Genomic DNA, 14,686 nt, shown 5'->3' with positions numbered 1-14,686 from the left:
GTGGTTGGTGCGACCACCCACACCCGACCCGGCGCACGGCACGCCTTCGGGGGTGGCGATACTGGCTCCATGAAGCTCAGCCGCTCCGCCTCCTGGTTCCTGCTCGCGTTCGGGGTGTGGAGCTGGGTCATCTGGATCACTTTCATCAAGAACCTGTGGAAGGACGCGAGTGGACTCGCCTTCGACGACGCGGGCGACCCGACGGCGTACTTCTGGGTTCATCTGCTGCTCGCCGTGACGTCCTTTGTTCTGGGGACGGTGGTCGGGGTCATCGGGTTGCGCGGCGTCCGCGCACTGCGTCGCGGCTCACGCCGCGTCTAGGGGGTGGGGGCCGTGTCCGTGCTGCTCGTCGTGGTGTCGATCGTCGTGGTGCTCGGTCTGCTGGGCGCGGTGCACTGGTACGTATGGCGGCGCCTGGTGCGCGACGTGACGCTGCCCGGGAGCCTGGCGCGACGTGCGGGCACGGTCGCCCTGGTGGTGCTGCCGCTGCTGTCGCTCGGCGCCCTGACGGCGGGCCGGGCCGGCGCGCCGTTCTGGCTCCAGCGCGTGCTGGCCTGGCCGGGCTTCCTGTGGCTGGCGCTGCTGCTGTACGTGGTGCTGGCGCTGGTGGTGGGCGAGGCGGTGCGGCCGCTGCTGCGGCGGTGGCTGCAGGCGCGGGGTGCCGCGGCCGCCGAGCCCCCGGTCCGGCCGGAGCCCGCGCCGGCGGAGGCGGCGGGAGCGGCCCTGCCCCGGGTCTGCGGGACCGCCATGGCCGCCGGAGCCGCTCTGACTGCGGGAGGTGCCGGAGGTGCCCGGCCCGCGGACTCCGCCGGAGCCCCGGCCCCCGCCGGAGTCGCGGCACCCGCAGCCGAAGCACCGGCGCCGACGGAGCCCGCCGAAGCGCCCGCGCCCGCCGAGGCCGCCGCGACCGGAGCGGGAGGCCCCGGGTCCTCTCCCGCCCTCTCCCGCCGGCTCTTCGTCTCCCGCGTCGTCGGCGGCACGGCGGCCGGCGTCGCGCTCGGCACCGTCGGGTACGGCGCCTACGGCGTCCTGCGCGGCCCGCGCGTCAAGCGGGTGACGGTGCCGCTCGCCAAGCTGGGCCGCCGCGCGCACGGGTACCGGATCGCGGTGGTGAGCGACATCCACCTCGGGCCCATCCTGGGGCGCGCCCACACCCAGCGGATCGTCGACACCATCAACGCCACCCAGCCCGACCTCGTCGCCGTCGTCGGCGACCTCGTCGACGGCAGCGTGGAGAACCTCGGCCCCGCCGCCGAGCCGCTGGCCCGGCTCCGCGCCCGCGACGGCTCCTTCTTCGTGACGGGCAACCACGAGTACTTCTCCGGCGCCGAGGAGTGGGTCGACCACGTCCGCGAGCTCGGGCTGCGCCCGCTGCGCAACGAGCGCGTCGAGATCGCCGGCTTCGACCTGGCCGGGGTCAACGACGTGGCCGGCGAGAACTACGGTGACGGCCCCGACTTCGTACGGGCCCTCGGCGACCGCGACCGGGCCCGCGCCGCCGTGCTGCTGGCGCACCAGCCGGTCGTCATCCACGACGCCGTACGGCACGGGGTCGACCTCCAGCTGTCCGGCCACACGCACGGCGGTCAGCTCTGGCCCGGCAACGTCCTCGCGGACCTCGCCAACCCCACCCTCGCCGGGCTCGAACAGTACGGCGACACGCAGCTGTACGTGTCGCGCGGCGCCGGGGCCTGGGGGCCGCCGGTCCGAGTCGGCGCGCCCTCGGACATCACGCTGGTGGAGCTGGCTTCGCAGCAGGCGTGACGCCGCCCGGCAGGAACTCCTCCAGCACCTCGTGCACCTGACGTACGAGCGGCCGCAGCAGCCGGAAGCGCGAGAGCGCGATGGCGCGGGCGGCGATGGGCGCGGTGCGCTCGACGAGGCGGCGGCTGCGGTCGGCGCGGTCCGAGCGGTCGTACACCCAGTACAGCACCAGGCCCATGTGCATCAGCCACATCAGGTGGGGGAGGAACTCCTCCAGTTCGGGCGCGGTCTTGGTGTCGGAGCCGGAGAGCACCCGCCGGTGGATGGAGATCACGGCCTCGCGGGCGGCGACCGACTCGGGCGAGAAGGGGCTGAGGGGGCTCTCGGGGTCGGCGGCGTTCTTGAAGAACTGGGCGGCGAAGCGGTGGTACTGCTCCGCGACGTCCAGCCAGGTCAGCAGGGAGTCGCGGATGCGGACGGCCAGCTCCCGGTCGCCCGCGAGGACCGGCTGGACCGCCACTTCGTGCTCGGCGGCCAGCCGGTCGTAGAAGCCCTGGACGAGGTGCTCCTTGGACGAGAAGTAGTAGTACGCGTTGCCGACGGAGACGCCCGCCTCCTGGGCGATGGCCCGCATCGTCGTCTTGTCGTAACCGCGTTCCTGGAAGAGCCGGAGCGCGGTCTCGAGGATGAGGGTGCGGGTCTGCTCACTGCGCGGAGCCTTCGCCTTCGGCGCCTTGGCCGCCTGGCCCGCCTGGCCCGCCTTCGCGCCCCTGGCTTCCGGTGCGTTGGCCTCGGCCGTCACGTCGGTCCCGTCCTTCTTGCGCTTCTCGTCCGTCTCGTCCATCACGGTGACCGAGCCTAACCGGGCATCCCCGGCACCCCGCACCGCCCGCCCTCGCAGCCGCTCCCGGCCGTCGCCGCACGCCACTTGGCGGCGGCGAGGACGGTGGCCCGGGCGAACGGCAGGCCGGCCGGGGTGGCGAGCCAGTGGGCCTTCGGCCGGTGCTCCGCCAGCGCCCAGAGGCAGACGATGAAGGCGGCGGTGGAGCGGTAGACCTGGCCGGCGTCCCCGACGACGGTGATCTCGTTCAGGGTCGACCGGTGGTCCAGCCCCGGGAACCGGCGCCGCGCCTCCTCGGAGGCGGCGGGCACCAGGTCCAGCGGGACGAGCTGCGGCTGGCGCAGCAGCCAGTGCCGCAGGTGGACGCAGAGCGGGCACTGCGCGTCGTACAGCACGGTCAGCCGCTTCACGGGGGTGGGCGGCGCCACCCGGTCGGTCGCCACGGCCGGCTCACCAGCGCGCAGTGGGCGCGGTCCAGCCCTGCGGCGGCACCGGCGGCACCGCCTGGCGCTCCATGGCCCCGCGCCGGCGGATCTTGTTGAGCACGTACACATTGCCCAGGTGCATCACACCGAGCACGAGCAGCACGACCCCGAGCTTGACCGAGAGCGCCTCGAACAGGTTCCGGGCGTCGGTGACGGCCTCGTCCTGGCTGAGGTAGAGGGCGACGAAGCCGAAGTTGACCAGGTAGAAGCCGACCACCAGCAGGTGGTTGACGGCCTCGGCGAGCTTCTCGTCGCCCTTCAGCACATCAGCGAGGAAGATCCGCCCGTTTCGGCTGAGGGTGCGCGCCACCCAGATGGTGAGCGCGACGCTGATCAGCAGGTAGACGACATACGCGACGACAGTGAGGTCCATGCCCCACCCTCCCTTGAACGCGTTCAAAAGCTGGCAGGACTGACTCTAGACCTCGGTTTGAACACGTTCAACGCGGGGGTCGGTGACCCCGGTCACCCGCCGCACCCCCGGTACCAGAGCCGTGCCGGCACACAGGGCCGCCACGATCAGCGCCGCGGCGACGAGCGGCACTCCCGGCCCCCACAGCGCGGCGGCGGGCGGCGCGAGCGCGTACCCGAGGGGCATGGCGGCGAGCGAGAGCAGCCAGTCGTACGACGTGACGCGGGCCAGCGCGTGCGGCGGTATGGCCCGCTGGACGGTGGTCTGCCATATCGGCGTCAGGAAGCCGAGCCCCATCTGCGCGACGCCGTACGCGGCGATGGTCAGCGGAGCGGGCGCGGCCACGGCCAGCGCCACCAGGGGGAGGGCGTACGCGGCGAGGCCGAGGTTCGCCGTCAGGACCGGGCGGCGGGGGCGGGCGCGCCCCGCCAGCAGGGAGCCCAGGAGCAGGCCGACCGCGCCGGCCTGGAGGAACGCCACCCAGGTGCCGGCGCCGCCCAGCCGGGTCAGCGCGACGGCCGGGCCCAGGGTCGTCAGCACGGCGGCGGCGCCGTTCCAGGCGGCGTGCGCGACCAGGCTGCTCCAGTACCAGTCGCGGCACCGGACCTCCCGCCACCCCTCCCGTAGATCGGTGAGGAAGGGCCGCCGCTCCACCGGTGTGCGGGCGACGCGTACGGCGGCGAGCAGCGCGGCGCCGGCCGCGAAGGTCGCGGCGTCCAGGATGAACGCCCAGCCGGGCCCGGCGGTCACCACGAGCAGCCCGGCGAGGGCGGGCCCGCCCAGCCGGGCGGCGCTCGCCGCCGCGCCCATGGCGGCGTTGGCGCGGCCCAGGCCGTCCGGTGCGACGGTCCCCGTGATCAGCGGCGAGGTCGTCGGCAGCGCGAACGCCCCGGCCGCACCGCCCACCGCCTGGGCGGTGGCGACGACCCACAGGCTCGGCCGGCCGCTGAGCAGCTGGAGGCCGACGAGGAGCTGGGTGGCGCAGCGTACGAGGTCGGTGGCGAGTGCGACGGTACGCACGTCGAACCGGTCGCCCACCACGCCGCCCAGCGGCAGCAGGAGCAGCTTGGGCAGCATCGCGCAGGCGAGGACGAGCGCGAGCGCGGAGGTCGAGCCGGTCGCCTGGTGGACGGCGATGGCGAGCGCGGCCGGGATGACGGCGTCACCCGTGAGGGACAGGGCCCGTCCGGCGAACAGGAGTTGAAAGGGGCGCGTGCGCAGGGGATGAGGCGGTGGTGGAGAGGGTGGCATGATCGGCAAAGTACTGAACGCCACCCCCGGAAGGACGAAGGGGCGGCCCGGGAGCCCGAAGCTCCCCGGGCCCTGACCCCGTGAGGGCGGAGCGGGCCCTCACCCGAGCCGTCGGTCAGTGCTCGCAGAGGGAGAATTCCCGTTCGTAGACCTGGTCGTTGTGTTCGGCCACGAAGAACTTGCGCTCCCGCATGAGCTCTTCGCGGTACGCCTTCGCCTGCTCGAGCGTCATCGTGGAGGTGGCGGACCACGGTTGCTGCGGCGGGACGTCGGAGGTCGAGACGATCGTCGTCGAGGGGTCGACCAGGAAGAACGCGAGGATCTTGCGGTGCCCCGGGCGGGTGGGGTCCGCGAGGCGGAACGAGCCGACGCGGTGTTGCAGGATGTTCGGGAACGCCAGACAGCGACCCGCCGGCGTCGCCGCCGATCCCAGCACCTGGTTGAGCGCGTCCTCGTTCTCCAGGCCGTAGACCTCGCGCACCCCCGCGTCGTCGTTCTGTTCGTAGTACGGGTCGTCGAGCGCCGCGCGGAAACTCAGCCGGCTCTCGGTGATGTTCTCGCTGTCCCAGTAGTAGATGCCGGTCGAGACGATCCGCTCGTTCAGCATCCCCTCCACGTGCCAGGAGCCGCCCGCGTACTCGGGCCTCTCCGGGGTGAGATGAATGGTGGCGAGCTTGACGATGACCTGGAGGCGGCGGCCGCGCAGGTCGACCCGGGCGGCCTCGCCGGGCAGCTCGGGCGGGGTGAAGTCCGGCGCGTCCGGCACGACCGGGCGGCGGTTCTCCCACCAGTCGTCCTGGGCCTTTTCCCACGCGCGTACGGCTTCCGCACGGGCCGCGGCGTCACCGGAGGAAGACGGGTCCGGAAACTCCGGTTCCGAGTCGTACCACCCGTAAGGATCGGCCTCGATCCGCAAGGGCCGCGGATGGCGCAGATCGGTGAGCACGTTCTCCCACAGCGGCAGCATGCGCGCGAAGACGCCCGGCAGGACGGCGGCGAGGGCGTGATGGGTCTCGGGGTGGACGTTGTTGACGTACGAACGGAAGGCCACGTCGCCCTCGTCGCTGACGTCGACATCCGTGGGCAGCCACTGGAACCTCTCCGAGAACTCGTGCTTCGAGTAGCGGTCCGTCGGGTTCTTCCAGGCCCACTCGGGCCCCCCGCTCACCTCTCGCACCAGGCAGAACAGCGAGGGGTGCACCAGGTCCAGCACCTGTCCGTCCGAACCCGGATGCCAGTCCCGTTCCGCCTCGGGCACCTCTTCCAGGACCCGGACCGCCTCGCGCAGCCGGGACGTGAGCTCGTCATCGACCAGCGTGTCCGACTGCCACACCCCGTCGACGGCGGACACCTCGATGCCGGTCCGCCCGTCCCGCAGCGCGGCGTAGTGCCCGAGTTCCGCGAGCACGTACCGGACCTGCGCTTCGGTGAGCCCCTGGGCGACCGCCTCCCGCGTCCACCGCGCGACGATGCCGGCGTCGTGCATCTTGTCGAACCACCCGGGCTTCGCCCGGATGTGGGCGCTGCACTCCATCATCTGCAGCTCCCGCAGCGTCCGGGGTGTCGCGAAGGCTATGGAACGCGAGGCTTGAAAGGGCAGCGGAAAGGCGGAGAGGCCGGACAACTCTGGTCATCCCTACGGTCGGTGAGCGGTCCGGGAAGGATAGCCCGGCGCACCGACACCACCGCCGCGGGGCACGGCCGTCCGGCCCGCCGGCCGGGGCCCCTGGTGACGGGCCCCGGCCGACGGGCCGGTGAGCGCGGACGAGCGCGGGCGGACTAGTCCGAGACGGTGATCGCCTGCACCGGGCAGGCGCGGGCCGCCTCGCGGACCAGGGGTTCGCCGGCGCCGTGCTCGGCGCCCGGCATCAGCTCGCCGAAGCCGTCGTCGTCCTGGGTGAAGACGCGGGGCACCGTCAGCGCGCACTGGCCCGCTCCGATGCAGACGTCCTTGTCGATGGAGATTCGCATACCGGACATCAACTCACCAGGTCACGGGGAGTTCCAGCATCCCCTGGATCGTGTCGCCCGGCTTGAACGGGATCTCCTCCGCCGGTGCCGCCAGCCGCAGCCCCGGCAGCCGGCCGAAGAGGGAGGTGAGCGCGATCTCCATCTCCGCGCGCGCCAGGTTCTGCCCCAGGCACTGGTGGATGCCGAAGCCGAAGGCGACGTGGTGGCGCGCCGAGCGGTGCCAGTCCAGCGTGTCGGGGTCGGCGTACGCGGCCGTGTCGCGGTTGATGACCGACGTGGAGAAGACGACACCGTCGTTCGCCCGGATGGTCACCCCGTCGACATCGATGTCCTCCGTGGCCACCCGCAGCATCCCGTCCGCGATCGACAGGAACCGCAGCAGCTCCTCCACGGCCACCGGCATCAGCCCCGGGTCCGCCTTCAGCTCGGCCAGCTGCTCCGGGTGCCGGAGCAGGGTGTACGTACCCAGCGAGATCATGTTCGCCGTGGTCTCGTGACCGGCGACGAGCAGGATCACCGCCAGGTCCACGACCTGCTGCCGGTCGAGGTGCCCCGCCGCGAGCTGCTGCGCCACGAGGTCGTCGATGACCCCGTCCCCGGGATTGGCGCGTTTGCGGTCAACCAGCTCGCCGAGGTAGCCCTCCAGCAGATCGCGGGCCTCCCTGGTGTCCTCGGCCGCCGGGCCCCGCAGCAGCCGGCGCGACTGCGCCTCGAAGAAGTCGTGGTCGGCGTACGGCACACCGAGCAGGTCGCATATGACGATGGACGGCACCGGCAGCGCGAACGCCGACACCAGCTCGGCCGGCGGCCCCTGCTCGACCATCGCGTCGAGCAGCTCGTCCACGGTCGCCTGGATGCGGGGCCGCAGCTCCGCCGTCCGCCGGAGCGTGAAGCCGGGGATGAGCATCCGCCGCTGGGCGTTGTGCTCCGGATCGTCGTACCCCAGCAGCGCGGCACGGCGCTGGTCGCGTACGGCGGCGAAGCGCTCCGTGGGGATGGGGAACGCCTTGTGCGTGGTGTCGGTCGACAGGCGCTGGTCGGTCAGCAGCGTGCGCGCGGCCGCGTGTCCGGTGACGACCCACACCGAGCGGCCGTCGTAGAGCGTGACCCGGGACAGCGGCCGCGCCTCGCGCAGCGGTGCGTAGGCGGTGGGCGGGTGGTAGGGGCAGGTGCGGTCCTGAGGGAACGCGACGGTTTCCGTCATGGTGGCCTCACAAGCGTGTATCGGCGACGGAGCGGTCGTGCTCCGTACCGATCTCCACTACATGCCCGAGGCACCTAGTCGGTCTACGCGCAGTTCGGCCAAACCACCGGGACGGACGAGCGAGCCCGGCCGCTAGACGCTGAGCGAGCGCGCGTAGTTGAGCTGGCTCATCACGATGTGGAACGTCTCGGGGCCCGTCGCCGGGATCATCGTGGAGTGGTACCGCCCGCCGCTGCTGACCGTGACCTGGATGAAGCCGACCGTCTGCTTCTCCTTCATCAGCAGGAACAGTAGCCCCAGCAGGCAGAACACGGCGAAGACGACCGCCAGCACGACCGCGTGCGTCGGGATCTTCTCCTCCGTGCGCGACATGTCGGTGGCGTTCCACACCGCGCCCTTGAGCGGCATGGTCCCGGCGGGCGTCACGATCGAGTCCGCCAGGACGGTGATGTCACCGATGGACAGCAGGGGCGCCCCCGCGCCGCCGGCCGGGACCGGCGGGTACGGGTGCTGCGGGTAGCCGTACCCCGGCGCGCCGCCGGGGTATCCGTACCCGGGTGCCCCCGGGGGATGCGCCGGGCCCCACGTGTACTCCCCGTCCCTGTACTCCCCGCCCGCGTACGGATTCGGCTCGCTCATCTGTCCCCGTTCCTGACAACCACGAAGGCCCGTTCCTGTACGGAAGAGCGTACAGAAACGGGCCCTCTGACGGTGCGTCAGGCGTGACGGAGGGTCAGAAGCGACGCGTGATCAGCGCGCGCTTGACTTCCTGGATCGCCTTGGTGATCTCGATACCGCGCGGGCAGGCCTCCGTGCAGTTGAACGTGGTGCGGCAGCGCCACACGCCGTCCTTGTCGTTGAGGATCTCCAGCCGCTGCTCCCCGGCCTCGTCACGCGAGTCGAAGATGAAGCGGTGCGCGTTGACGATCGCGGCCGGACCGAAGTACTGGCCGTCGTTCCAGAACACCGGGCAGGACGACGTGCACGCGGCGCACAGGATGCACTTGGTCGTGTCGTCGAACCGCTCGCGGTCCTCGGCGGACTGGATCCGCTCACGCGTCGGCTCGTTGCCCTTGGTGACCAGGAACGGCATCACGTCGCGGTACGCCTGGAAGAACGGCTCCATGTCCACGACCAGGTCCTTGAGGACCGTCAGGCCCTTGATGGCCTCGATCGTGATGGGCTTCTCCGGGTTGATGTCCTTGATCAGCGTCTTGCAGGCGAGCCTGTTCTTGCCGTTGATCCGCATCGCGTCGGAGCCGCAGATGCCGTGCGCGCAGGAGCGCCGGAAGGTGAGCGAGCCGTCGACGTCCCACTTGATCTTGTGGAGACCGTCGAGCACGCGCTCCTTCGGGTCGATCTCGATCTGGAAGTCCTGCCACTGCGCCTCGTCGGAGATCTCCGGGTTGAAGCGGCGGATCCGGAAAGTGACCGTGATGTACGGCGAGGCGGCCGACTTGGCCACCGCCTCGGCCTTGTCCATGACGGGGGTAGCCATCAGTACTTACGCTCCATCGGCTGGTAGCGGGTCTGGACGACCGGCTTGTAGTCGAGGCGGACGGTCTCGGTGCCGTCGTCGCCGACCTCGCGGTACGCCATGGTGTGGCGCATGAAGTTGACGTCGTCGCGGTTCGGGTAGTCCTCGCGGTAGTGACCGCCGCGCGACTCCTTGCGGGCCAGGGCGGAGACGGCCATGACCTCGGCGAGGTCGAGCAGGTTGCCCAGCTCGATGGCCTCCAGCAGGTCGGTGTTGTACCGCTTGCCCTTGTCCTGGATCGCCACGTTTCGGTACCGCTCGCGCAGCTCCGCGATCTTCTCGACCGCGGTCTTGATCGTCTGCTCGGTGCGGAACACCATCACGTTGGCGTCCATCGTCTCCTGGAGCTCCTTGCGGAGTACGGAGACCCGCTCGGTGCCGGTGGAGTTGCGCAGCCGCTCGACCTGCTCCTGGACGAAGGAGGCGGGGTCGTCCGGCAGCTCGACGTAGTCGGCCTTCGCCGAGTACTCGGCGGCGGCGATGCCCGCCCGCTTGCCGAAGACGTTGATGTCCAGCAGCGAGTTGGTGCCGAGGCGGTTGGCGCCGTGCACCGACACGCACGCGACCTCGCCGGCCGCGTACAGGCCCGGCACGACGGTGGTGTTGTCGCTGAGGACCTCACCCATCACGTTGGTCGGGATGCCGCCCATGGCGTAGTGCGCGGTGGGCTGGATCGGGATCGGGTCCGTGTACGGCTCGATGCCGAGGTACGTACGCGCGAACTCGGTGATGTCCGGGAGCTTGGCGTCCAGCTGCTCCGGCGGCAGGTGCGTCAGGTCCAGGTAGACGTGGTCGCCCTCGGGGCCGCAGCCGCGGCCCTCGCGGATCTCCGTGTAGATGGACCGGGACACGACGTCACGCGACGCCAGGTCCTTCATGACGGGCGCGTACTTCTCCATGAAGCGCTCGCCGTCCTTGTTGCGCAGGATGCCGCCCTCACCGCGGGCGCCCTCCGTGAGCAGGATGCCCATGCGCCAGATGCCCGTCGGGTGGAACTGGAAGAACTCCATGTCCTCCAGCGGCAGACCACGGCGGTAGCAGGCGGCCTGGCCGTCACCGGTCAGGGTGTGCGCGTTCGACGTCACCTTGAAGAACTTGCCGGTGCCGCCGGACGCGTAGATCACGGCCTTCGCCTGGAAGACGTGGATCTCACCGGTGGCCAGCTCGTAGGCGACCACGCCGGCGGACTTCTTCACGCCGTCGACCTCGGTGATCAGCTGGTCCAGGACGTAGAACTCGTTGAAGAACTCCACGCCCTCCTTGACGCAGTTCTGGTACAGCGTCTGGAGGATCATGTGGCCGGTGCGGTCCGCGGCGTAGCAGGACCGTCGGACCGGGGCCTCGCCGTGGTTGCGGGAGTGGCCGCCGAAGCGGCGCTGGTCGATGGTGCCGTCCGGGGTCCGGTTGAACGGCAGGCCCATCTTCTCCAGGTCGAGGACGGCGTCGATGGCCTCCTTCGCCAGGATCTCGGCGGCGTCCTGGTCGACCAGGTAGTCACCACCCTTGACCGTGTCGAAGGTGTGCCACTCCCAGTTGTCCTCCTCCACGTTCGCCAGCGCGGCGGCCATGCCGCCCTGCGCGGCGCCCGTGTGGGAGCGGGTCGGGTAGAGCTTCGTCAGCACGGCGGTACGGCTGCGCTTCGTCGCCTCGATGGCGGCGCGCATGCCCGCGCCGCCGGCGCCGACGATGACGGTGTCGTACTTGTGGATCTTCATGCGGATTTCCTCAGCCCCGTGCCTAGCGGATGTTCGGGTCGAAGGTGAAGATCACCAGCGTGCCCAGAAGGATGGTGAACACCGTGGCGGTGTACAGCAGGCCCTTGAGCCACAGGCGCGTGTTCGGGCGCTCGGCGTAGTCGTTGATCACGGTACGCAGGCCGTTGGCGCCGTGCAGCATCGCCAGCCACAGCATCAGCAGGTCCCAGACCTGCCAGAACGGGGACGCCCAGCGGCCGGCCACGAAGGCGAAGCCGATCTTGGAGACGCCGCCGTCCAGCACCAGCTGGATCAGCAGGTGGCCGATGACGAGGACGACGAGGACCACGCCGGACAGGCGCATGAAGAGCCACGCGGCCATCTCGAAGTTGCCGCGCGTCGACTTCGGCGTCTTCGTGGTGCGCTTGCGCGGCGGCTCGATGAGCGGGGCGGGGTGGTCGACGTCGTAGAGGCTTACGCCCTCGACGGGACCGACCGCGGAAGTGGGGGTGTCAGTGGACATCTCTGGCGTCAGCTCCCGAACAGTTCACGTGCGGCGTGGCCGAGGACGGGGTAGATGGCGCCCGCCATCAGCACCACCCAGACGACCATCACGGTCCAGAGCATGTGCTTCTGGTAGCGGGTGCCCTTGGACCAGAAGTCCACGGCGATGACGCGGAGGCCATTGAGCGCGTGGAAGAGGATGGCCGCGACGAGGCCGTACTCCAGCAGCGCGACGAGCGGCGTCTTGTACGTGGCGACGACATCGTCGTAGGCCTCGGGCGAGACGCGGACGAGAGCGGTGTCCAGTACGTGTACGAACAGGAAGAAGAAGATGAGGACGCCGGTGACTCGATGAGCCACCCACGACCACATGCCTTCCCGGCCGCGGTACAGCGTTCCAGCCGGCACGGAAAAACCCTCCGGGAGCGGGATTGGGGCCGGCCGGCTTCTCTGTCGGTCTGGCCCGGCCGGGTACGGTCCACCGGCCCCGGTCATCGTAGCGACGCTTTGTCGGTTCGCTCGCGCGGGGTCCGCCAGTGTGATCAAACAGGCAATCAAACGAGCACGTACGGGCTACCCGGGCGCCCACAATCCGCCACAAGGCGGGACAATCTGCCGCGAGCCAGGCGGCGCAGCTCGTCGGCGGCGACGGCGCGCTCCTCGTCGGGCGCGTGGCCCAGCCGGCAGCGGATTCCGGCCAGCACCTGGTCGACGTGCTCCTCGGGGCGGTAGCCGTCGAGGCAGATCACGAAGGCGTGCCCGAAGCGCTGCTGGTACGCGGCGTGGGCGGCCTCCAGCGCGGTGTGCGCGGCCGCGGGCGTGCCGGGCGGCAGCACGGGCGGGGCCTCGTCGGCGAGCGCCTCGACCAGGTCGGCGGCCGACAGGTCGTACCCCGCCTCGTCGGCGGCGGCCAGCAGTGCGTCGAGCGTGGGGTACGGCCGGTGTGCCGCGACCCGCCGCCCCCAGCGGCGGCTGCCGCAGCAGGCGAGCAGCGCGGCCTCGGCGTCCCGCCGCGCGGCGGCGTTGAACCGGGCGAGCCCGTCGGCCGCGGGGCGTGCGCCGGGTATGGCGAGCGGCCGATTCGGGGTGCCTGCGGTGGATTCGGCGGCCATCGTGGGCTCCTCGAATGGGGCAGGTGTGAGGGGTGGTCACAACGTTACACAGGGTGAGCGAGAGGTGTCCGAGAGATGCAAGAACTTCACCCGGACGGGAGAGTTTCCGTGGAGATGCTGGACGAATGCGACAGGAGATGGTCGCGTGAGCGGCGTGACTCGGCACCTGACGTGGCCCTCGACGGACGCTTCCGGCGGCGGTGCGGCCGCTGACCTGACGGCCCCCGCCGCCGGCGGCGGGACCCGGCCTCTGCCCGCCGGCCCGCCCGCCGACGCGGGCGCGTCCCGACGCTCCGGCCCTTCCGGCGGTTCCGGTGATTCCGGTGCGGCCCTCGGGCGTGGCGCGCGCCGTAGGGGGCGGGTGCCGCGCTGGGGGGCGGGGCTGGCCGGGGTGGTCGTCGTGGCGCTCGCCCTCGGGGGGTGCGCGGACGGTGACGGCGGGCCCGCCGCCACCACCGGGGCCACCCGGGCGCAGCCCGGGACCCCGACACCCCCGCAGTCGAGGACCCCGTCGCCCTCACCCACCCCCACGCGGAGCTACCCGCTCTCCTCCGAGCCCCGGACCATCCCGGCCGTACGCGACCACGAGCCCGCGCGCGGCCCCGGCTGGAAGCCCCGGGCCGGGAGCGCCGTCGTCGTCGCGCGTGGCAGCGGCGTCCTCGCCGACGAGGCGCGGCTCCTCGCCCGCGAGCTCAAGGTGGAGTACCGGGGCGAGGCGGCGGCCCGGGCCGGGGACGTCGAGCTGGCACTGCGGAGCGGGCAGAGCGGCGGCGCCGAGTCGTACACGCTCACCGCGCGCGACGAGCGCGTACGGATCAGCGGACCCGACGAGGCGGGCGTCTTCTACGGCACGCGGACCCTGAAGCAGGCGCTGCGTTCCGGCGGCGCCGTGCCGGAGGGTGTCATCCGCGACCGGCCCGGCAAGCCGCAGCGCGGCCTCATGGTCGACATCGCCCGCAAGCACTTCAGCGCCGCGTGGATCGAGGCGCGGCTGCGCGAGATGGCCGACCTCAAGCTGAACCAGCTGGGGCTGCACTTCTCCGACGACCAGGCGTTCCGCATCGAGTCGTCGTCGCACCCCGAGGTGGTCGCCCGCGAGCACCTCACCAAGGCCGAGGTGCGGCGGATCGTTTCGCTCGCCCGGAGCCTGCACATCGAGGTCGTGCCCGAGATCGACTCGCCCGGCCACCTCGGCGCGGTCATCGCCGCCCACCCCTCGCTCCAGCTGCGCAGCGCGCAGGGCTCGACGCCGCGCGGCGCGGTCGACATCGCCAACCCGGCCGCCGCCCGCATCGTCGACGAGCTGCTGCGCGAGTACGCGGGGCTGTTCCCGGGCGCGTACTGGCACCTCGGCGCCGACGAGTACGTGGCGCTGATGGCCCGGAACCCCGAGGCGTCGTACCCGAACCTCGCCGCCGAGGCCCGCCGCAAGTACGGCGCGAACGCGCGCGTGCAGGACCTCGCCACCGGCTGGCTCAACGACCGGGCGGCGGTGGTGCGGCCCACCGGCAAGCGGATGCGCGCCTGGAACGACGGGTTCTTCCCCGGCGGCACGGTGACGCCCGCCAAGGACGTCGACGTCGCCTACTGGACGGGCAAGGAGATCGGCGCACGCCCGCCGGTCGAGTACCTCCAGGAGGGCCGCCGGCTGATCAACTACAACGACGAGTACCTCTATTACGTCCTCGGCGAGCCGAACCAGTTCACGTACCCCACCGGCAGCCGCATCTACCAGGAGTGGACCCCGCTCGTCGTCCGCGGCACCACCCCCGTCCCGGCGCGCTACGCCGGCCAGATCCTCGGCGGCAGCTTCGCCATCTGGTGCGACCTCGCGAACGCGCAGACCGCCGACCAGGTGGCGGCCGGCATCCGCATGCCGCTGCGCGCGACCGCCCAGAAGCTCTGGGACCCCGACAGGCCCCCGCTGACCTGGGAGGCGTTCAGGACCCTGGCGGGCAGGCTGGGCTGACG

16 protein-coding genes are annotated in these 14,686 nt (G+C 71.7%); 3 read left to right on the top strand and 13 right to left on the bottom strand.

Annotated elements, in window-relative coordinates; all coding sequences use genetic code 11:
• Positions 1-69 precede the first annotated feature (69 nt).
• Together ACZ42X_RS25820 and ACZ42X_RS25815 are read left to right on the top strand one after the other, a co-directional pair.
• The gene (locus ACZ42X_RS25820; RefSeq protein ID WP_403549731.1) at positions 70-321 is read left to right on the top strand and encodes an SCO4848 family membrane protein; all 252 of its coding nucleotides are present in this window, start codon (positions 70-72) and stop codon (positions 319-321) included.
• Between the two features lie 18 nt (positions 322-339).
• A complete protein-coding gene (locus ACZ42X_RS25815; RefSeq protein WP_468295202.1) occupies positions 340-1,764 on the top strand; it encodes a metallophosphoesterase in 1,425 nt (474 codons plus the stop codon).
• Here the strand turns inward: ACZ42X_RS25815 and ACZ42X_RS25810 are convergent.
• The 13 genes from ACZ42X_RS25810 to ACZ42X_RS25750 form a co-directional block, all read right to left on the bottom strand.
• Positions 1,730-2,548, bottom strand: a complete 819-nt coding sequence (locus ACZ42X_RS25810; RefSeq protein ID WP_468295199.1) for a TetR/AcrR family transcriptional regulator — start codon at positions 2,546-2,548, stop codon at positions 1,730-1,732. The genes ACZ42X_RS25815 and ACZ42X_RS25810 overlap by 35 nt on opposite strands.
• Before the next feature lie 14 nt (positions 2,549-2,562).
• On the bottom strand, positions 2,563-2,955 hold the full coding sequence (locus tag ACZ42X_RS25805) for a thiol-disulfide oxidoreductase DCC family protein (RefSeq protein WP_468295197.1): 393 nt from the start codon (positions 2,953-2,955) through the stop codon (positions 2,563-2,565).
• 40 nt (positions 2,956-2,995) lie between these two features.
• Positions 2,996-3,403, bottom strand: coding sequence for a hypothetical protein (locus tag ACZ42X_RS25800; protein WP_468294608.1), 408 nt, complete (start codon positions 3,401-3,403; stop codon positions 2,996-2,998).
• A 45-nt stretch (positions 3,404-3,448) separates the two neighbouring features.
• Positions 3,449-4,693, bottom strand: a complete 1,245-nt coding sequence (locus ACZ42X_RS25795; RefSeq protein WP_468294605.1) for an MFS transporter — start codon at positions 4,691-4,693, stop codon at positions 3,449-3,451.
• 115 nt (positions 4,694-4,808) lie between these two features.
• Positions 4,809-6,317, bottom strand: coding sequence for a DUF4246 domain-containing protein (locus tag ACZ42X_RS25790; protein WP_468294602.1), 1,509 nt, complete (start codon positions 6,315-6,317; stop codon positions 4,809-4,811).
• Positions 6,318-6,472: 155 nt separating this feature from the next.
• Positions 6,473-6,664: a ferredoxin gene (locus tag ACZ42X_RS25785; RefSeq protein WP_468295194.1), complete on the bottom strand. Its 192-nt coding sequence runs from the start codon at positions 6,662-6,664 to the stop codon at positions 6,473-6,475.
• Positions 6,665-6,677: 13 nt separating this feature from the next.
• Positions 6,678-7,868, bottom strand: a complete 1,191-nt coding sequence (locus ACZ42X_RS25780; RefSeq protein ID WP_468294599.1) for a cytochrome P450 — start codon at positions 7,866-7,868, stop codon at positions 6,678-6,680.
• A gap of 132 nt (positions 7,869-8,000) precedes the next feature.
• Entirely contained in the window at positions 8,001-8,507 is a 507-nt protein-coding gene (locus tag ACZ42X_RS25775; protein WP_468294597.1) for a hypothetical protein, read from the bottom strand.
• A 94-nt stretch (positions 8,508-8,601) separates the two neighbouring features.
• Entirely contained in the window at positions 8,602-9,366 is a 765-nt protein-coding gene (locus tag ACZ42X_RS25770) for a succinate dehydrogenase iron-sulfur subunit (RefSeq protein ID WP_468294595.1), read from the bottom strand.
• Positions 9,366-11,120 carry a succinate dehydrogenase flavoprotein subunit gene (gene sdhA / locus ACZ42X_RS25765; RefSeq protein WP_468294593.1) on the bottom strand — a complete coding sequence of 585 codons (1,755 nt, stop codon included), beginning with the start codon at positions 11,118-11,120 and terminating at the stop codon, positions 9,366-9,368. Before sdhA ends, ACZ42X_RS25770 begins: the two co-directional genes overlap by 1 nt.
• Positions 11,121-11,142: 22 nt before the next feature.
• Positions 11,143-11,622: a succinate dehydrogenase hydrophobic membrane anchor subunit gene (locus ACZ42X_RS25760; protein ID WP_468294590.1), complete on the bottom strand. Its 480-nt coding sequence runs from the start codon at positions 11,620-11,622 to the stop codon at positions 11,143-11,145.
• An 8-nt stretch (positions 11,623-11,630) separates the two neighbouring features.
• Positions 11,631-12,011: a succinate dehydrogenase, cytochrome b556 subunit gene (sdhC, locus tag ACZ42X_RS25755; RefSeq protein WP_361420963.1), complete on the bottom strand. Its 381-nt coding sequence runs from the start codon at positions 12,009-12,011 to the stop codon at positions 11,631-11,633.
• 146 nt (positions 12,012-12,157) lie between these two features.
• On the bottom strand, positions 12,158-12,715 hold the full coding sequence (locus ACZ42X_RS25750) for a 2-oxo-4-hydroxy-4-carboxy-5-ureidoimidazoline decarboxylase (RefSeq protein ID WP_468294587.1): 558 nt from the start codon (positions 12,713-12,715) through the stop codon (positions 12,158-12,160).
• 361 nt (positions 12,716-13,076) lie between these two features.
• On the opposite strand from ACZ42X_RS25750, the gene ACZ42X_RS25745 reads away from it, so the two are divergent.
• Positions 13,077-14,684 (top strand): beta-N-acetylhexosaminidase, encoded by a 1,608-nt coding sequence (locus tag ACZ42X_RS25745; protein ID WP_468295191.1) that lies wholly within the window; start codon positions 13,077-13,079, stop codon positions 14,682-14,684.
• Positions 14,685-14,686 lie beyond the last annotated feature (2 nt).

The sequence above is a fragment of the Streptomyces sp. NPDC030862 genome, from assembly GCF_055571835.1.
This window is presented reverse-complemented; position numbering and strand designations above follow the sequence as displayed.